This is a genomic window from Corallococcus silvisoli (genome assembly GCF_009909145.1).
GTDB lineage: Bacteria > Myxococcota > Myxococcia > Myxococcales > Myxococcaceae > Corallococcus > Corallococcus silvisoli.
Genome location: NZ_JAAAPJ010000006.1, coordinates 174983 through 193547, shown reverse-complemented (window position 1 = coordinate 193547; position 18565 = coordinate 174983). Strand labels below are relative to the sequence as shown.

General features: G+C 70.8%; 17 protein-coding genes. 10 read left to right on the top strand and 7 right to left on the bottom strand.

Annotated elements, in window-relative coordinates; genetic code table 11:
* Positions 1-4: 4 nt before the first annotated feature.
* The 5 genes from GTY96_RS12435 (at position 5) to GTY96_RS12415 (ending at position 5597) form a co-directional block, all read left to right on the top strand.
* A complete protein-coding gene (locus GTY96_RS12435; protein WP_161664827.1) occupies positions 5-1597 on the top strand; it encodes an asparagine synthase-related protein in 1593 nt (530 codons plus the stop codon).
* Positions 1598-2791: a glycosyltransferase gene (locus GTY96_RS12430; protein WP_161664826.1), complete on the top strand. Its 1194-nt coding sequence runs from the start codon at positions 1598-1600 to the stop codon at positions 2789-2791.
* The gene (locus tag GTY96_RS12425) at positions 2788-3642 is read left to right on the top strand and encodes an ROK family protein (protein WP_143906326.1); all 855 of its coding nucleotides are present in this window, start codon (positions 2788-2790) and stop codon (positions 3640-3642) included. Before GTY96_RS12430 ends, GTY96_RS12425 begins: the two co-directional genes overlap by 4 nt.
* A 137-nt stretch (positions 3643-3779) precedes the next feature.
* Complete coding sequence (locus tag GTY96_RS12420) at positions 3780-4670, top strand: S1C family serine protease (RefSeq protein ID WP_161664825.1); 891 nt, start codon at positions 3780-3782, stop codon at positions 4668-4670.
* A gap of 12 nt (positions 4671-4682) precedes the next feature.
* Positions 4683-5597 carry a S1C family serine protease gene (locus tag GTY96_RS12415; protein ID WP_143906329.1) on the top strand — a complete coding sequence of 305 codons (915 nt, stop codon included), beginning with the start codon at positions 4683-4685 and terminating at the stop codon, positions 5595-5597.
* 238 nt (positions 5598-5835) lie between these two features.
* Here GTY96_RS12415 and GTY96_RS12410 read toward each other — a convergent pair whose 3' ends face one another.
* A complete protein-coding gene (locus GTY96_RS12410) occupies positions 5836-6072 on the bottom strand; it encodes a hypothetical protein (RefSeq protein ID WP_161664824.1) in 237 nt (78 codons plus the stop codon).
* 190 nt (positions 6073-6262) lie between these two features.
* Between GTY96_RS12410 and GTY96_RS12405 the strand changes: the two genes are divergently transcribed.
* Positions 6263-7255, top strand: coding sequence for an oxygenase MpaB family protein (locus tag GTY96_RS12405; protein WP_143906334.1), 993 nt, complete (start codon positions 6263-6265; stop codon positions 7253-7255).
* 59 nt (positions 7256-7314) lie between these two features.
* Here GTY96_RS12405 and GTY96_RS12400 read toward each other — a convergent pair whose 3' ends face one another.
* From GTY96_RS12400 to GTY96_RS12385, 4 genes are all read right to left on the bottom strand, one after another.
* Positions 7315-7902, bottom strand: coding sequence for a thioredoxin family protein (locus tag GTY96_RS12400; RefSeq protein ID WP_143906336.1), 588 nt, complete (start codon positions 7900-7902; stop codon positions 7315-7317).
* Between the two features lie 64 nt (positions 7903-7966).
* A complete protein-coding gene (locus GTY96_RS12395; protein ID WP_143906338.1) occupies positions 7967-10282 on the bottom strand; it encodes a protein-disulfide reductase DsbD family protein in 2316 nt (771 codons plus the stop codon).
* Positions 10283-10446: 164 nt separating this feature from the next.
* The gene (locus GTY96_RS12390) at positions 10447-11802 is read right to left on the bottom strand and encodes a vWA domain-containing protein (RefSeq protein WP_143906341.1); all 1356 of its coding nucleotides are present in this window, start codon (positions 11800-11802) and stop codon (positions 10447-10449) included.
* A gap of 481 nt (positions 11803-12283) precedes the next feature.
* Positions 12284-12448 carry a hypothetical protein gene (locus GTY96_RS12385; protein WP_161664823.1) on the bottom strand — a complete coding sequence of 55 codons (165 nt, stop codon included), beginning with the start codon at positions 12446-12448 and terminating at the stop codon, positions 12284-12286.
* A gap of 475 nt (positions 12449-12923) precedes the next feature.
* Here GTY96_RS12385 and GTY96_RS12380 point away from each other — a divergent pair, with 475 nt between their 5' ends.
* Positions 12924-15134 (top strand): (Fe-S)-binding protein, encoded by a 2211-nt coding sequence (locus GTY96_RS12380; protein WP_161664822.1) that lies wholly within the window; start codon positions 12924-12926, stop codon positions 15132-15134.
* Positions 15135-15222: 88 nt separating this feature from the next.
* On the opposite strand, the gene GTY96_RS12375 is transcribed toward GTY96_RS12380, so the two are convergent.
* Positions 15223-15702 carry an ankyrin repeat domain-containing protein gene (locus GTY96_RS12375; RefSeq protein WP_186002103.1) on the bottom strand — a complete coding sequence of 160 codons (480 nt, stop codon included), beginning with the start codon at positions 15700-15702 and terminating at the stop codon, positions 15223-15225.
* Between the two features lie 165 nt (positions 15703-15867).
* Here GTY96_RS12375 and GTY96_RS12370 point away from each other — a divergent pair, with 165 nt between their 5' ends.
* The 3 genes from GTY96_RS12370 (at position 15868) to GTY96_RS12360 (ending at position 17408) form a co-directional block, all read left to right on the top strand.
* Positions 15868-16338: a DUF3592 domain-containing protein gene (locus tag GTY96_RS12370; protein WP_161664820.1), complete on the top strand. Its 471-nt coding sequence runs from the start codon at positions 15868-15870 to the stop codon at positions 16336-16338.
* A 7-nt stretch (positions 16339-16345) separates the two neighbouring features.
* The gene (locus GTY96_RS12365; protein WP_161664818.1) at positions 16346-16897 is read left to right on the top strand and encodes a DUF3592 domain-containing protein; all 552 of its coding nucleotides are present in this window, start codon (positions 16346-16348) and stop codon (positions 16895-16897) included.
* 79 nt (positions 16898-16976) lie between these two features.
* Entirely contained in the window at positions 16977-17408 is a 432-nt protein-coding gene (locus GTY96_RS12360; protein ID WP_161664817.1) for a DUF3592 domain-containing protein, read from the top strand.
* A 110-nt stretch (positions 17409-17518) separates the two neighbouring features.
* On the opposite strand, the gene GTY96_RS12355 is transcribed toward GTY96_RS12360, so the two are convergent.
* Positions 17519-18475 (bottom strand): TolB family protein, encoded by a 957-nt coding sequence (locus GTY96_RS12355; RefSeq protein WP_328700846.1) that lies wholly within the window; start codon positions 18473-18475, stop codon positions 17519-17521.
* Positions 18476-18565 lie beyond the last annotated feature (90 nt).

Genomic DNA, 18565 nt, shown 5'->3' with positions numbered 1-18565 from the left:
TCGAATGCCGACCCGAACTCCCTCCCTGCGCAGGGCGCCCACGCGCGGCCTGCCTCCCCGGGCGGTGGCCGACCTGCTGTGCCATGCCCGTGCATCCAACGCGGGGCTGCGCCCCGGCGTGGAGCGCATCGACACGGCACTGCCGCGAGTGGTCCGGGAGGTCGGCACGCACGACGAGGACGCGCTCGCGGAGAGGCTGCTGGCCGTCTGGTCCGACACCGTGCGGGCCCATGTGGAGGCAGGCACGTACGAGGTGAGCCTGAGCGGCGGGGTGGACAGCGCCGCCCTGTGCGCGATGGCCGCGCGCCATGCCCCCGGGAAGGTGCGAGCCTGGACCATGGACGTGCACTTCGCGGACGCGGTGGAGCGAAGCAACGCGCGGCGGATGGCGAAGGTGACCGGCGCGGAGCTGGTGGATGTGCTCATCCCCGACGCCGTGCTGCCGGACCTGTTTGAACACGCGGTCCTCGCCAACCAGACCGTCATCCTCAACGCCCGCGCCGTGGCGAGCGCGGTGTTCTACCTGCAAGCCCGTCAGCAGGGCGCGGGCCCCGTGCTCCTGAGCGGCGCGGGAGCGGATGAAGTGCTCCAGGGCACGCCAGGAGCCCCCGGCTTCGCGAAGGCCCGCGTGGACGAGGACCGCGCCCTCGCCGTGCGGGTCTTGAGGCACGGCGCGCTGGCGCTCCAACGCGGAGGGCGCGATCACGCGGAGGCCCGAACCGGAGACACGGCCCTCCTGGAGCGCGATGCCCCGGCGGCTGTGGATAACTTCGGGGCCCCGCTCCGAGCCGGCTCGCACGATCATGAAGACGCCCCCGGAGACACACGGGGGGCTGTGGACAACTCAGGAAGGCCTCTGTCCGGGACTCCCGGCCGCGATCAGGAAACACAGCCACACACGCGGCCGTCCCCTGAGTCGGTTCCCTCTGGGATTCGCGGTGCCGATCAACGGCCGGGCCCTCGCGACGAAATGCCGCTTGTGGACAACTTGAGGGCTGTTTCCCAGGGGCAGGACGGCGATCACGCCCCGGACCATCCCCCTGTGGACAACCTGGGGAACAGCCTCGGCGCGATGCCCGCGCCGTGGGAGCTGCCCTCGGAGCATCCGCACGCGACCGCGGAGCTGCGCTACGCGGAGTGGGTGCTGCACGAGCTCATCCTCCCGCCCGAGCTGCGCGGTGCGAGGGCGCATGGGCTCACGGTCCGTACGCCCTATCTGGATGCGGCGTTCGCCCGGGTGGCGCTCGCGCTACCGGAGTCCGTGCTGCTGCGGGACGGGTTCGGCAAGTGGCTGTTCCGGCACGCCGTGCGCTCGCTCGTCCCCGACGAGGTGCGCCTCGCGCGCAAGACGCCCCGGTACGGCCACACCGCGCTCTCCAGCCCCGTGCGCACGCGCTGGCTGGAGCTGTATCGCGCCTGGCTGTCCCCGGGGCGCCTGGAACCCCTTCAAGTCATCGACTCGCGAGCCGTGTCGGACCTGCTGGAGCGCTATGCGCGCCTGCCCTCCGACGACCCGAGCACCGGCGCCATGGACCGGTTGTTGATGCGACTCGTGTCCCTGGCCATGCTCCAGGCTCACGCCGAGGCGCACACCTGAATGTCCCGAGTCCTGATCGCCACCTCCCCCGAAAAGGGGCACCTCAACCCGATGGTCGGTGTCGCCCAGTGGCTGCGCCGTCTGGGGCACACCGTCGGCTGGTTGTGCATCCCTGAACCCGCGCCGCAGCTCGAGTCGTTGGGCGTGGAGGTGTTGCGCCTGCCACACGTCGACGCAGCGCCTCCAGGCATCGAGACAGGCGGCGAGGCGCTGGCGAAGCTGGTGCTGGACGACGTGGCGCTCGGGAAGTGGATCCGAGGGCTGTTGCTGGACGCGGCGCCCGCGCTCCTGGAGCCGGTGCGCGAGGTCGTGCGCGCCTTCCGTCCCGACGTGATGGCGCTGGACGGGATGCAGTACGCGGCGGTGCTCGCGGCGCACACGGAAGGCATCCCCTGGGCGGGCGTATCCTCCGCGCTCACGCTGCTGGAGCCCCGGCCGGAGATTCCCCTGCTGCGCAACGTGAAAGCGCTCCAGGAGGACCGGCAGGCGTTGTTCCACCGTCACGGCTTCGATGCGCGCTTCCGCACCTGTGAATGCCTGTCGCCCCGGCTCAATGTCATCTTCGCCACCGAGGCGTTCCTGGGCCCGGATGCCGGAGTGCCGCCGCACACGCTGCTCGTGGGCCCATCGACTCCGCCCGAACCCCGGGGTGACGAGGTGCCGTTCCCCTGGGAGCGATTGGGCGACAAGCCCGTGCTGTATGTGTCCTTCGGCAGTCAGATCTCCTATCAGCCGGAGCTGTTCCGCCTCATCGCGGAGGCCGCGCGGCCCTTCGGCGTGACGCTGGTGCTGTGCGCGGGCGAGCTGGCCGGCACGGACTTCCCAAGCACCCTGCCCGGTGACGTGGTGGCGGTGCCGTACACGCCGCAGCGTCAGGTGCTGGAGCGCGCGGCGGCGTTCATCTCCCACGGGGGCGCCAACTCGGTGATGGAGGCGATGACGGCGGGCGTGCCGATGTTGCTGCTGCCGGTGTGCAATGATCAGCCGGTGCAGGCGCACTTCCTGGAGAAGTCCGGCGCGGGACTCGCGAGAGACCCACGGACGCTCACGGTGGAGTCCTGCCGTGAAGCCATCGCCCAGCTCCTCTCGCCGGAGTCGAGGATGCGCGAGCGCGTGTCGGAGATCTCCCGCTCCTACCGCGCGCACGACGGCGCGAGGACGGCCGCCGAACGCATCGCGGGACTCGTGGCGTGAGTCGCGCCTGGAAGCCGCGCCGTCATCATCCGGAGGGCGTCACGCCGCTGGAGGTGTGGAACCTGCCGGTGCTGGGACGCGAGCTGTGGGAGTTGTTGGGCTCACCGTGGGTGGAGGACGACCGGCGCGCGGGAGTGCCCGGCACCACGCTCACGGGGCGCGTGATGCCTCCGCTGGCCGCAGCGCTCCAGTTGCTGGTGGGGCGGCATGCTCCCGATGCGGCGTATCTGAGCGGAGGGCTGGCGGAGCTGGAGGGCTTCCCCGCCGCGCTGAAGGAAGCCACGGCCGCCCTGCACTGTCCGGTGCACATCGCGCCCGCGCCGCGCTTCGCCCCCGTGCGTGCGGGCCTGCGGATGCTGGAGGCACAGGACGCGAGAAGCCCCGTCGCGGTGGACGTGGGCCAGACGAGCATCAAGTGCGCGAGCCCTGGAGTCATTCGGGTGTTTGAACGAAACCTGTCCACGCTCCCGCCGCTGTTCATCGGGCAACCGCGCCCCGACGATGGCCATCACATCCGGGACACGGTGGCGTTCATCGCGAGTGCGTTGAGGACCTTCCTCGCGGAGGACGCGAGCGGGGTCCCGGACGCGGTGTGCCTCGCGTTGCCCTGTCCGCTGGATGAGGACCTGATGCCCGGCGGTTGTACCTATGGCTTTGAAGGCGCGGCGTCCCTCGTCGCGGACATCCTCGCGCTGGCGGAGCTACCGGAGACCGGGGGCCCGGTGTTCGTGCTCAACGACGCGGAGCTGGCGGCTGAGTCCGCGCGGCGCGATGCCCGGGTGAAGGGCCAGCGAGTGCTGTGCATGTCCCTGGGCTTCGGCCCGGGAGGCGCACTGCTCGACCGGGGCTGAGACGCCCTGCCCGAAGCGCCGGGCACCTCTCCAGAAGGTCAGGTGTCCTGCCCGAACGGGTAGGTCCGCGTCCTGCCCGGTCCGCCGATGTGGCGCGCTTTCGAGCCCTTTAGTTTCTGGCTCGAAAGGAACACATCATGTCCACCGACACCCTCCAGTCCCTCTCCCAATCCATCTCAACTATCGTCGAGCGCATCGCTCCCTCCCTCGTCCGCGTCGAGGCCCGCCGCCGCAGGGGGGCGAGCGGCGTCGTCTGGGATGCCGACGGCCACATCCTCACCACCAGCCATGCCGTCGAACATGAAGGCTCCATCCAGGTGGGCCTCGCGGATGGCCGCTCGGTCTCCGCGGAGCTCATCGGCCGCGACCCGAGCACCGACCTCGCCCTCCTCAAGGCCGACGCCACCGGGCTGACCGCGCTCGCGCCCGCGCCGCTCGACGACGTGAAGGTGGGCAACGTGGTGCTGGCCCTGGGCCGCCCGGGCCGCACCGCTCGCGCCACGCTGGGCATCGTCAGCGCGTTCGGCGGCGACTGGCGGACGCATGCAGGCGGGCAGGTGGACCGCTACCTGGAGACGGACGCGGACCTCCCTCCTGGCTTCTCCGGCGGCGCGCTGGTGGACGCGCAGGGCCGCTTCCTCGGCATCCCCACGGCGGCCTTCTCGCGCACCGCCGCGGTCATCCTCCCCGGCGGCACGTTGACGCGCGTGGCGAACGCGCTGCGCGAGCACGGCGGCATCCGCCGCGGCTACCTGGGCGTGGGCGCCTACCCGGTGCGCCTGCCACGTGAAATCGACGGCACGAAGGCGGGGCTCATCCTGCTCTCCGTGGATCCAGACGGACCGGCACAGAAGGCCGGGCTGCTGCTGGGTGACGTGCTGGTGAGCCTGGGCGGCCAGCCCCTGCACGGAGTGGAGGACCTGCTGGGCTACCTGGGCGGAGAGAAGGTAGGCGCGTCCATCCAGGCGAAGGTGCTGCGCGCGGGCGAACTGCGCGAGGTGCCCATCACGGTGGGCAAGCGTTCGTGAAAGGAGCCAGCCATGAAACTGTTGCAGCAGCTTTCCGATGACCTGGAAGGACTCGTCGCCGGAGCGGCGCCGGCGGTGGTGGGCGTGGAGCACGCGCGAGGACATGGCACCGGCCTGTTCCTCACGCCGGACGGCTACGTGCTCACCAACCGGCACGTGGTGATGCGCACGCAGAAGCGCCTCACCGTGCAGCTCCACAACGGCGAGGAGCGCCGGGGCACCCTGGTGGGCGCGGATGCCCCCACCGACCTCGCGGTGGTGCGCGCGGAGGGCGACGACTTCCCCACTCTGCCGCTCGCGGATCCAGAGTCCGTCCGGGTGGGGCAGTTGGTGATGGCCATTGGCAATCCCTTCCGCCTGGAGCAGTCGGTGTCGCTGGGCGTGGTGAGCGCCATCAACCGCTCCATCACGCTGCCGGACGGCGTCATCCTGGAGGGGATGCTCCAGACGGACGCGGCCATCAACCCGGGCAACTCTGGCGGGCCCTTGCTCGACACGCGTGGGCGCGTGGTGGGGCTCAACACGTTGGTGCTGCCGTTCGCGCAGGGCATCGGCTTCGCGGTGAGCGCCACGACAGCGGCCTGGGTCGCGAGCCTGCTCATCCAGCGCGGCCGGGTGGACCGGAAGTTCCTGGGCATCGCCGCGACGGCGGTGAACCTGGAGCCCGCGCTCGCGCGAGACACCGGCCAGCTCCGCGCCGTGAGGGTGCTGAAGGTGCAGGAGGGCACACCCGCCGAAGACGCGGGCCTCCAGGTCGACGACCTGCTGCTCGGCATCAACAGCCGGCCGGTCAGCAGCGTGGACGACCTGCAACGCCTGATGGCGCTCGCGACCGAGGACGCGGTGCACCTGGACGTGCTGCGCAAGGGGCGCCGCAGGGGCGTCTCCGCCCGGGCCCGGAAGCGCGTGGAGCCCGTGGCGGCCTGAGCCTTCTCCGGCTCCACGGGGGAGCCGCCCCCGTGGAAACCAGAGCCGCCCGGGCGCGGCCGGTTCATGATGCGCGCCACGATGTCCTCATCGAAGGCCCACGCCATGCCCCCGGAGCTGCCCGCACGCATCGAGCGCGAGGGCTTCGCCATGCTCGCAGGTGGAGGCCACGGCGGCACACCAGGAAGCGGCCCCCTGGCGTCATGCCCCCCAGCGGCACCGCGTGAACCGGTGAGTGCTACCGCTCGCCGTCGTCGCTGAGCGGTGGTGCTTCCCTGGCGGGCTCCGTGCCCTTCTGCGCGCCGTAGCCGCCAATGCCTTTCTGGAGGATGCGGTCCTCGCCCACGTCCTCGTCGGTGACATCTCCCCGCTCCGTCCCTGGGCGCTGGTGGCGAGCTTCACGCTCCAGCGACTCGGCGCTCTGGGTGTCGGCGCGCTCGCTCTCGGTCTTCGGCGTGCCCTTGTTGCTGGCCATGTTGCGTCTCCTGTCCGGGGCTCATGCCCTCCCAGACAAGGTCCGGCGCGCTCGCGCCCACGACAAGGCCACCCCACGGCCTGCGCGCGACGCATCGCCCATCCGGCAGCCCCCTCACCCTTCGGGGTACGGCAGTCCGTCGTGGCCCGGGCTAGCATCGCCGCGCCTCGCCTCCCGGAGCCTGCCCTTCATGAACGACCCGGCATCCCACGCACGCGCACCGGAGGACACCGCTCCTTCGGGCTGTCCCTTCTCAGGGGGCACCGGGCAGGTTCACGGCACCCACGTGCCCGGGCCCGTCTACCGCAAGCCGTTCTGGCGCCCGCGCCTGCCCGACGTGCGCCGTGAAATCGAGTCCCTGGACGCGAGGCGTGACTGCCAGCGCATCGTGCACCTGCTGACCAACTACGAGTTCCCGTTCGACATCGTGCGGTCGACGGAGATCGCGCTCTTCCACACCTATGGCAGCCGCTCCGTCTCCCGGCTGCTGGACCGCACCGGTGAATTCAACCAGCACGGTCAGAAGCGCTACGACGACACCCGGCTGCTCATCGCGCGGTTCATGGAGTGCGGCTGGGAGGGCGAGGCCGGGCGCCGTTCCCTGGAGCAGATGAATCACATCCACTCCTTCTTCCGCATCCCGAACGAGGACTTCCTCTTCGTGCTGTGGACCTTCATCGACTTCCCCATCCAATGGATGGTGGACTTCGGCTGGCGACCCTTCACCGCTCACGAGCGCGAGGCCTGGTTCCATTACTGGCGCGAAATCGGCGGGCGCATGGGCCTGAAGGACCTCCCGGAGGACAAGCCCGCGTACGACGCCTTCATCCGCGACTACGAGGCGCGCGAGTTCGTCCCCGATGAGGCCAGCCACCGCGTCGCCCAGTCCACCGTGGACATCCTGGCCGGCTGGGTACCGCGTCCGCTGCGCCCCCTGGTGGCCCCCATCAGCCTGGGCCTGGTGCCGCCGCGGCTGCTGCCCGCCATCCAGTTCGAGCCCCCTCCGTCCTGGGTCACGGGCCTGACGCGCGCGGCCCTCAAGGTGCGCAAGCACGTCAAACGCTTCGTCTCGCTGGAGCGCTACCCATCCACCGTCGAGACCAGCATCAACCGAACCTACCCCGGCAACACCTACCGCATCGAAGGCCTGGGCCCGAAGTACGCCCACCGCGAGCCGAAATGAAAAAGCCCGCGTCCTCCAGGGGGACACGGGCCTTCCACCGCTCGGAGGCGAACGGTGCTTCAGCTCTTGTACTTCACGGAGCAGCCGTACGGCTCGGAGGTCGCGGTCGGCACCTGCTGGCCGGTGAGGAGCGCGTCCACCGCCGTCTTCACGTAGTTGACCTTCGCGGTGTTCTTGCCGCGCGGATCATCGTCGATGGCGCCCGCGTAGCGGACCACGCCCTCACCGTCGATGACGTACATGTGCGGCGTCGTCTTCGCCGCGTAGCTCTTGCCCACCGCACCGTCCGTGTCGAGCAGCACCGGCTGGCTGAAGCCCTCCTTCTTCTTCCAGTCCGCCGCGGTCTTCGCGGAGTGCGTGGAGGACGAATCCACCGTCAGCCACACCACCTTCTTCGCATCGAAGCCCTTCTGCGTCGTCTGCATCGTCTTGGCCTCGTAGTGCCGCTTCACGAACGGACACTCCGGGTTCGTCCACTCGAGGACCACGACCTTGCCCTTGTACTCCGACAGCGAGTGGGCCTTGCCCGCCTCGTCCTTGAGCGTGAACGCCGGAGCGGGCTTGCCCACCTCCGCGGAGTCCGCGGCCAGGACGGGGGTGCCCACGAACGCAACGGTAAGCGCGAGTGCCTTGAAGACCTGCTTCATGACGGGACCTCCAGAGAGTTGAAAGCTGCGAACCAACACCGGCGCTGCCACTTCACTTCCCGACTCAGTGCCGGGCACACACCACCGAGCCACCCTTCAGCGGCGACCCGCACTCCGCCGCGCGCTGCACCGCCTGAATCACGCTGTCGGCGGTGAGCAGCTCGTTGAGCACCTCGGGCGCGTCCGGCGCACCCGGGCTCAGGACCAGATACATCGGCACGCCCGCGCGGCCATGCTCCGCCAGCTTCGTCGTGATGCGCGCGTCCCGCCGCGTCCAGTCCGCCACGAAGAAGGCCACGTTGTGCTTCAGGAACGCCTGCCGCACGTCGTCGCGCGACAGCACGGTGCGCTCGTTGAACTTGCACGTGAGGCACCAGTCCGCCGTGAAGTCCACGAACACCGGCTGCCCCGCCGCCAGCGCCGCGGACACCGCCGCCTCGTCCCAGGGCTGCGCCCCGCCGTGCGACGACGCCACCGCCCCGCGCGTCTCCAGCGACGCCTGCGCCTCGTCGAAGCGCAGCGCCACCGCGCCCGAGCCCACCAGCACCAGCACCGCCAACGCCACCGTCACGCCCCGGCGTCCCCCCTCCAGCCCCTGCGACTGGCCGTACAGCCACGTGCCCAGGCCCACCGCGATGAGGAACGCGAGCAGCCGCGCCATGCCATCCACCCCCGCCAGACCGCCCATCACCCACACCAGCCACACCGTCGTGCCCAGGAGCGCGAAGCCCAGGAACTGCTTGCCGCGCTCCATCCACATGCCCGGCTTCGGCAGCCGCTTCGCCAGGCCCGGCACCAGCACCAGCACACAGAAGGGCAGCGCCAGCCCCAACCCCAGCGCCAGGAACACCGCCACCACCGTGGCCGCGCCCGCCGCGAAGGCGAAGCCCACCGCCGTGCCCAACAGCGGCGCCGAACACGGCGTGGCCAGCACCACCGCCAGCACGCCTTCACCCGCGCTGCGCAGCAGGCCGTGGCTCTGGTCCACCTTGCCCGCCAGCGCCGTGCCGTCCGCGCCCAGCGTGTAGACCCCGAAGAGGTTCAGCGCGAACGCCACCACCACCGCGCTCACGCCCGCGACGAACAGCGGCTCCTGGAACTGGAAGCCCCAGCCCACGCTGCTGCCGCCCGCGCGCACCGCCAGCACCGCGCCCGCCAGGAGCAGCATCGTCGCCACGATGCCACCCGCGTACGCCAGGGCGTGCGGCACCACCTTCCCCTTCTCCTCCTGCACCAGCCGCGCGAAGCCATACGCCTTGATGGCCAGCACCGGGAACACGCACGGCATCAGGTTGAGCAGCGCGCCGCCCAGGAACGCGAACAGCAGCGCGAGCCCCAACCCCATGGACGACTCCGCCGCGACCGGCGCGGCCGCCGCCGGCTTCACCTTGCCCACCGCGTCCTTCATCGACGGCAGCTTCAACGGCGCAGCTTCCGCCACCGCCCCATCCGCCACCACCGGCGCGAGCGCCGTGTCCACGTCCACCGCCGTGAAGCCCGTGGCCCGCGTGCCCAGGCGCAGCGCACCGGTGAGCCGGGGCTCGCCCTTGGGCACCACCGACGACGCCTGCCCCTCCAGCGCGAACGTCCCCGGCGCCTTCTGCTTCAACGCCACGCGGTCCACGCCCGCGATGCGGCCAGGCACGAAGAAGTCACCCTCCACGCCGCCCGCGAACGGCTTGCCGTCCGCCGCCGTCACGGTGAGCGTGCCCGTGAAGGGCTTGCCCGCGGTGAGCGTCGTGCCATCCAGCGCCAGGGCCACGCGCGGCGCGCCCTGGCCGCCCACCGGCGCGGGCACCTGGGCCTGCGAGGCGTCGAACAGCGGCGCGAACTCCGCGTCCGTCACCGTCTCCGGCCCCACCGGCAGCGTGCGCGACAGCACCAGCTGCGCGGGGATGCAGTGCACCTTGCACGCGAGCGCATCCACCGCCGCGGACACCGTCAGCGTGCCCTGGGCCTGCTCCGACACGTGCGCGGGCGCGAACAGCAGCACCTCGTCGTGGTAGCCGTGCGTGGTGATGAAGCCGTCCGGCGTGCGGAACGTGCTGGGGAAGGGCCAGCGCAGGTCACCCACCTGGACGCCCGGCGCATCCCACGACACCTCCGTGGCCAGCCCCGAGTCTCCCGGGTTCTTCCAGTAGACGTGCCACTCCGGGTCCAGCTTGAGGCGCACTCCCACGCGAAAGTCGCCGCCCGCCTTCACCTGCGTGGCATCCAGGAGCAGCGCTCCCTCCAGGCGCGGGTCGCCCTCGTCGGGTGCGGTGCTGCCCACGGCGGTGGACGGCAGCGCGGCCTGGGCCACCGTCGCCAGCAGCAACACGCCCGCCACTCCCAGCCCACCGAGCCGGCTTCCAGACCTCTTGCTCCACGGATGCGTCATGCGACTCCCGTTAATTCACCTGGAAACGCCGTGCTACCTGGGATGCGTCCCCGCGGGGTGCACTCAACCTTCCAGGCGGACAGGCATTCCGCACACCCGCACGCCCGGCGCCGGGGGCCTGTGAGGACCCCACGCACCCTCGTACGCACCGGAGGCCCGCCGGGTTACGACTCTCCGCCACCCGTCTTCCAGGGCAGCAGCGCCCCGCTGTCCAGCGTCGCCGCCGGAGGGGCACCGCCACTCGCCACCGCGGGCAGGGCCGCGCGCGCCGCCGGAGGCGGAGGGACCCCCTGGGCGGCGACCGGGAACGCCGGCCCGATGCGGCTCATGGTGATGCGCGACACCTCGGACTGGGCCCGGCGCACGCCCAGCGCGGACGGCTGGGCCGCCCGTCGCTCCACCGCCCGTCTCAGGTCCGCCAGCCGGTCCACGTGCCGCTGCGCGGGGACGTCCGACGAGCCCAGGCGAGCGAGCTTGTAGAGCCCCTTGTCCGCGCCCTCGAGCGCCCGCTCCGCCGCGTCCTGCTGTCTGCGGGCGAGCGCCTTCCACGCGGCGGCCTCGAAGGAGACCAGCTCCAGCTCCGCGGACACGGCGCGCACGAAGCGGCCCTCGTCACTGTCCGGCAACAGGCGTGTCACAGGCACGGACAGCCGGCGGGTGTCGTTGTTCTCCGTGTACGAGGCGGTGACGGTGAGGTTCCAGTCCCCCTTCTCCAGCACGCCCGCGAAGAGGACCCGGCGCGGGAACGCGTGCGACACCGCCCCCAGCGCGGCGCTCATCGCGTCCCCTTCCACGCGCGACGGGTAGCGGTGGCGGCAACGCAGGTCCGCGAACCCCGTGGGCAGCACGTACACGCGCGCGTCGGACACCACCTCGCCGAACAGCTCCGCGCCCAGCGCGCCCACCGCCAGCGGCAGCCCCTCCGCGTCGTCCACGTGCGTGAAGCCCGTGCCGGACGGGCCCGTGAGCGCCTCCAGGATCTCGGGCAGGTAGTGCCGCCCCAACCCCAGCGCGTGCAGCGCCACGCCGGAGTCCGACACCCGCTGGCCCAGCACCTTGAACTCGCCCAGGGCGGTGGGCCCCACGGAGGGCTCGCCGTCCGTGAGCATCAGCAGCTGCGGCCGGGCCCCCGGCACCAGCACGCGCCGCACGGCCTCCGCGCCGCGCTCCACGGCCTCGTGCAGCGCGGTGCCCTCACCCGACTCCAGGCGCGACAGCGTCTTCAGGAAGGACGCCTTGGCGCTCGCGTCCATGGCGCGCACGGGCAGCACCTGCTCGGCGTCCGCGTCGAAGGTGAGCAGCCCCACGTAGTCGCGCGGGCCCGCGCGCTCCACCAGCGCGCGCGCCGCCTCCACCGCCGCCGCCAGGGGCGCGCCCCGCATGGACGCGCTGCGATCGATGACCAGGTTCACCGCCACCGGGGCCCGAGGCGTCTCCGCTTCGGCCTCCAGGGTCACGAGCAGCAGCACTTCGCGGCCGCTCTCCGCGTCGCGCTCCACCGCCCAGGCCGTCTGCTTCATCCGCACTCCCGCATGGTGGGTGGGGCCCATCCTGCCGCGAATCCGTCGCGAAGACGCTCCCAGGCCCCGAACTCCCGGGCCCAAGGCCCACGTCCGTCCCGGAGGTCCTGCCGCTTGCTTCGGCAGGATGTCGGGTTTCCGGTCGTGAAAGCAACGTGTCCTGCCCGACCACGTCCCCACGGTTCCGCGCCCCGGCGTGGCCAGCGATCACCCCCGCGCAACCCGCCCGGAGCGCCTGGAGAGGCCCTGGGTCACCCCCGCGAGCCCAGCGCTCAACAGAACCGTTCAACGCTTTACGGATTTACTTCATGCGGACTTGGGGACCGGTCATCCCGGGGTCACGCGCCAGGGGCTCGACCCGGCCCGGAGGCGGGGAGCGCCGCTGCGTCAGCGCACTGCATCAACTTCCGGGAGTGCAAGCCGCCCCCCGGACCTCTCAACGAATGCCCCCGCGCAGTCCACCGGACGCGGGGGCCCCGGCTCACTCCACCACGCTCCAGCCGCCCCAGGCCTCTTCGTCCAGGTGCCCCCAGCGCCGGTCCTCGGTGGGCTGCAGGGGCAGCACCGCCCGTCCACTCTCACCTTCGTCGCCCAGGTCCAGGTAGTCCCGCCCCTCGTCCAGATACGTGCTCTCGTCGTGGCTCATGTCCGGCTCCCTGGGCGCTCCGTTCACGGGGTGTACGGCCTTGACGGCTCGCGTCCCCTTGGACGCCCTGCGTCGGTCACCCGGGCCTGCCCCATGCGGGCCCTTTACAAGCACTTCTTGACCGATTTACGAACATTTTGGGGCGCCGCCTCGGTTTTGTAAAGCCCTCGGGCCCCCAAAGTTTCGCGGACGTTATTCAGGGCACGTCCGCCCGCCTGCCATCCAACAGGCCCGGCGGGGGTTCCGGCCGTGCTCCCGGCCGGGTTTCCAGCATTGGACAGGGGTGCGCGGCCCCGTTGGACACCGGCCTGGAAACCGGTGCGGAATCGCGGGGTGGCCTGTCACCAGGCACGGGTTTCCGCTCGGTGCTTGATTCGCGAATCACCCCTGCTAGGGTTGACAGCCACTCCAGAATTGCCGCAACGCGGCAACCCGGCGTTCTTCGCCGTGCGGCCCCAGAGGTTTCCGAGGTTCCATGAACCCCATCATCACTGGCCTGCTGCTCGCAGGCGCTGTCTCCATCTTCGTCATCACGATGTCCGGCCGCGTGGGCGTGCTGCTCGCGATGAAGAAGGAGAACCGGCTGGACCACATCCCCTACCGCGTGGCGCAGCTGGTGCGCTTCGGGTTGGGGCAGAAGCGCATGGTGGATCCGGAGGAGTTCACGCCGGGCCTGTTCCACATCTTCATCTACGCGGCGTTCATGGTGCTGGCGGTGCGCACCATCATGCTGTTCGTGATGGGCTTCTCGTCCAACGCGCTGGACGTGCTCACCGACATGAGCCACCCGGCGTGGGACGCCGCGCCGCCGCTGCTCGCGCTCTACAAGGTCTACCTGCTGGTGAAGGACGCGGTGGCGGCGCTGGCGCTGCTGGGCGTGGCGTACTTCGTGTGGACGCGCTGGAAGGTGAAGCCGGACCGCATGTCCCAGTCGTGGGAGGCGTACCTCATCCTGGGCTTCATCGCGGGCCTGATGATCACCGAGTTCCTCTTCGGCGGCAGCCACATCGTGGCCGCGCATGCCGCCGCGCAGCAGGTGTCCATGGGCGCCTCGCACGTGCCGACGGCGCCGGCCTCGCTGCTGTGGTGGGAGCCCATCACCAGCCTGACCGGCCTGCTGATGATGCCGCTGGGCCCCACGGCGGCGCACGTGGTGGGCGTGGCGGGATTCTTCACCCACCTGACCATCATCCTGGCGTTCCTGAACTTCCTGCCGCTGGGCAAGCACTTCCACATCATCACGGGCCTGCCCAACGTCTTCTTCCAGCGCACGCACTCCACCGGCAAGCTGTCCACGCCGAACCTGGAGAAGGAGGAGTTCGGCGCCGCCACGGTGAAGGACCTCACCTGGAAGAACGGCCTGGACCTGTACTCCTGTACGGAGTGCGGCCGGTGCCAGACGCACTGTCCCACGTACATCACGGGCAAGCCGCTCACGCACAAGGCCGTGAACCAGGACCTGAAGCACTGGCTCTGGGACAACGAGCGCTGGGTGGAGGAGGGCTACGGCCCCCACGGCGTGAAGGAGCCCCTGCCGGAGATCGTCGGCAGCGCGCTGAAGGCGGAGACGGTGTGGGCGTGCACCAGCTGCGGCTGGTGCGAGCAGGCCTGCCCGGTGTTCATCGAGAACGTCCCGCGCCTCATCGACATGCGCCGCTACCAGGTGCAGGTGAAGGCGGAGTTCCCGCCGGAGATCCAGCGCGTGTTCGAGGGCATGGAGCGCCAGGGCAACCCCTGGGGCCTGGGCCAGGACCGGCGCGACGAGTGGGCGGAGGACCTGGCGCTGCCCACCTGGGGTGACGGCGGCGAATACGAGTACCTCTTCTTCGTGGGCTGCGCGGGCAGCTACGACGACAAGCAGAAGAAGGTGAGCCGCGCGCTGGTGAAGATCATGCGCGAGGCGGGCGTGTCCTTCGCGACGCTGTCCAAGCAGGAGATGTGCAACGGCGACTCCGCGCGCCGCATGGGCAACGAGTACCTGTACCAGACGCTGGCCAAGACGAACGTCGAGTCCTGGAACGCGATGGGCGTGAAGGCGGTCATCACCCAGTGCCCGCACTGCTTCAACACCATCAAGAACGAGTACCCGGAGTTCGGCGGCGAGTACCGCGTCATCAACCACACGCAGCTCATCAACGAGCTGCTCAAGGACAAGCGCATCAAGCTGTCCTCTGTGATGAACGCCGGAACGAAGCTGACCTACCACGACCCCTGCTACCTGGGCCGGCACAACGGCGTGTACGACGCGCCCCGTGAAGTGCTCAAGAGCATCCCGGGCCTGGAGGTGGTGGAGATGCAGCGCAGCCAGCGCGAGGGCTTCTGCTGCGGCGCGGGTGGCGGCCGGATGTGGATGGAGGAGCACATCGGCACGCGCATCAACCACAACCGCATGAACGAGGTGGCCCTCACGCTCAAGCACGCGGAGGACCCGTCCACGCCCTTCCCCGACGCCGCGGACAAGAAGAAGCCCGGCATGGTGGGCGACTACAAGGAGCAGGGTGGCAAGGGCATCGTCGCGGTGGCCTGCCCGTTCTGCTCCACGATGCTCAACGACGCGAAGAACGACACCGGCCGCGAGCAGATCCAGGTCAAGGACATCACGGAGCTGGTCGCGGACGCGCTCGAGACGAGCAGCAAGGGCGGCACCGTGGCGCCCAGCCCGGTCATCAGCGCCAAGCCGGAGTAGCGCGCCCCCACGGATGAAGTGACGAGGGCCCGGTGGCTCCCCGATGCGGGAGCGGCCGGGCCCTTCGTCCTTCCACGGCGTGCCGGGACTACTTGCGGCCCTTGGGGGCGTTGCCCTCCGAGCGCAGCACGCGCTCCAGGCGCTTCGTGGCGCCGTCATCCCCCAGCTTGCCGGCGACGTAGGCGCCCGCGGAGGCGAGCTTGCGGCGGAAGGCGTCCGGGGCGACCTCCGAGGGGCGCGAGGGCAGCTCGGAGAGGCCCTGGTTCTTCAGGAGCGTGCGCGCCAGGTCCTTCTCGTCGTCGGTGGCCTTGGACGACAGGAGCGCGCACACGGCGAGGTGGCCGTAGGCGGCGGCGGTGACGAAGGGCGTCTCCCCCAGGTTGTCGGGCAGGGACGGGTCCGCGCCCGCCGCGAGGAGCGCCCGCACCAGGTCGTCGCGGCCCACGCGCGCGGCCACCATCAGGGGCGTGCGCCCTTCGGCGTCGAAGGGGTTGGGGTCGGCGCCCGCGTCGAGCTGGGCGCTGAGGGCGGCGCGGTCTCCCGCGGTGACGGCATCGAACAGGGACACGGTGTGCACCTCCGGCAGGACGCGCGGGAGCATCGCGTGTCGGCGGACGCGAAACCAGGGCAGGCCCCGCGCCCGGGTGTACGGCGGGGCACGGAGGAGGATTGCCGTTTCGCGTCGCCTGTCGCCTGCTTAGAGGGGCGGCAGGCAGCGAGGAAGGAGGCACGGGTGGCCGTCATCGCGGCGCGGGCGCTGGGCGCATCGTTCGTGGTGCTGGGCGTGTCCATGCTGGTGCTGACCTGGGGGTCGTACCAACGGGACACGCGCATCGTGCGCGAGGGGGTCCACGCGGAAGGCACGGTGCTCAAGAAGGAGCGGCTCGCCGCCGCGGACGACACGGACTACGTGCTCCACTACGCCTTCACCCCACCGGACGGCACGCGGCGCGAGCACCAGCGCCACATCTCCCAGGACCTGTGGAAGCGCCTGCGCCCCGGGGACCGCATCCAGGTGCTCTATGACGCGAACGACCCGCGCCGCGGCTTCCCCGAGGGCCACGGGGTGATGTCACTGGGGCTCGCCCTCTACTTCAGCTTCGTGCTCGTGGGCCTCGTCCTCATTGGCGCGGTGGCCCTGCTGGCGAGGGCCGAGACAGACCCGACCCAGGTTGCCTCCACATCCCTCGCACCCCCATCCTGAAGGAACCATGCTCTCTCTCTTCAGGCTCCTGATCGGGGCGATCCTCCTGGGGACATGCCTGTTCACCGCGGTGCGGCTGCTGCGCCAGCACCGGCTCACCCGGAAGCTGCGAGCGCAGGGACTGCGCGCCCTGGGCGAGGTGGTCAACCTGCGCCGGAGCTACGTGCTGAACACCGTGGTGGTGGAGTACGTCTTCCAACTGCAGGACGGCTCGCGGTTCCAAGACGAGTTCTCCCAGAAGAAGCGCGTGCTGCGGTCGCACCCATCCGTGGGGGACGTGCTCGAAGTCCTCTACCTCCCGGAGGACCCCCGACAGAATCAGTGCGAGGAGACGGAAGTCGGGCTGCTCACGCTCGTGCCCATGGTGACCGTCATGGTGTTCCTCATGGTCGTGACCGTGTACCTGATGATGATGCCCGACCCCATGAGGGTCCAGGCACGGGGCCCTCGGCACCCCACCGTCCCCCAAAGCTGGCGCCAACTGGATGCGCCTCCGCGGCTTCCTGCCCAGCAGAAGCAGCAGCGGCAGGAGGCGGCACGGGAGGACGTCGCCCCATGATCCCTGAAAGGGTCTTCCCCCTGCCGTCCCTGCTGCGTCGGCGCGAGTTCACCCGCTCCCCCCGAGTCCTGACGGTGCCATGCCCTTCACGACCCTGATCATCCTCCTCGTCGTGTTCGCAGGCGCCCCCCTGCTGTTGCTGCGGCTGCTCCTGAAGTACCGCGGCATCACCGTGCGGCTGCGGCAGGAGGGGGTGCGCGTGCGCGCGGAGGTCGTCAGCGTCACGCGGTATGCCCGGAGCCGCCAGCAGCATGTCTTCCATTGCTTCGCGCTGCCGGACGGGTCGCGGATGTACGGCAACTTCCGGGAAGCGGCGGACGACGGGGAGCGTCCACCGGGCTCCACCGTCGACATCGTCTATCTGGCGGATGCGCCCCACCACAACATGCGGCCGGGGACAGGCGTCGAGCGCCGTGACGTCATCCGGGGAACCGTCTTCCTGCTGCTGTTCGCGGCCGTCGGTGTCCTCGGGCTGCTGCAAGCCTGGTCGCTGACCGGGGACACCCGGTAGGAGCAGGGAGCGCCATGGAGGCCATCGCCTCATGCCCCCTGCTCCAGCCCTTACCCGGGAGAACCCCCGAAGCCGCCGCTCGCCGGGCAGCAGCGGCCCCCGCGCGAATATCAGTTGGGCCCGTAGAAGGGCTCGTTCGCGACGGGCACCGCGAGGGTGACGGAGCTGGCCGTCGAGGACACCGGGGCGCGGTAGATGCTCGGGTCGCCGCCGGAGTCGTTGAAGAGGAAGCCCAGCCCCGTGCTGCCCGCCCAGCTGGGGAAGCTCTCCTGCACCGTGCTCGCCGTGTAGTCCGTCAACCGCCGCAGGACGCCGTTGAGGCCGGTGGCCGTCACGTTGCCCACGAAGATGCGCGTGCTGCCGGAGGACAGCCGCCCGTCCAGCGCCACCTGCTGCCCATCCGGAGACACCACCGCGCGGTTCGCGATGGCCAGCACCTCGTTGCCCAGCGACACGAAGCGCGTGGTGCCACCGCCCACCGGCACGAACGCGAGCTGGTTGAGCTGGGACGCGACGGTGCCCGCGGGCGCCAGCACCGTGTTGCCGTTGGGGAAGAAGGACGGCGACCCGAAGGCGATGCCCGCGTTGGGCGTCAGCTCCGTGAAGCCACTGCCATCCACCCCGATGCGCGCCAGCGAGCCCAGCGATCCGGATGTCCGGTCGAACGCGAAGACGATGGTGCGGCCATCCGGGCTGAACGTGGGCCCGCGGAAGTTGGTGCAGCTGCCGCACGCCGCGTCGTTGGTGCTCAGCAGCGTGGCCACCGGCCCGCCCGAGGTGGGCACCGTCTGGAGCGAGGACACGTTGCCCGAGCGCCGCACGAACACGATGCTGTTGCCGTTCTTCGAAATCGAGGGCGTGTAAGCGCCGCCGCCCGTCGTCAGCCGCTGCGGGCTGTTGGGGTCGCCGTCGTCGTCCACCACGTAGACGTTCCGGTCGTCGCGCACGAAGGCGAAGCCCTGGTTGAAGAGGACGTCGCCCGTGGTGCCACCGCCACCCGCGTCATCCAGGGGCTGGCACGCCCCCAACATCCCCACCGCCACCACGCCACCGAGCCATCGCCGCATGCCCATCATCACTGTCTCCCGCCGTGCCGGCCCTGTCACACGCTTCGGCCCGCAGACTACAGGGCGCGCTGGACAGGACGTCAACGCGCG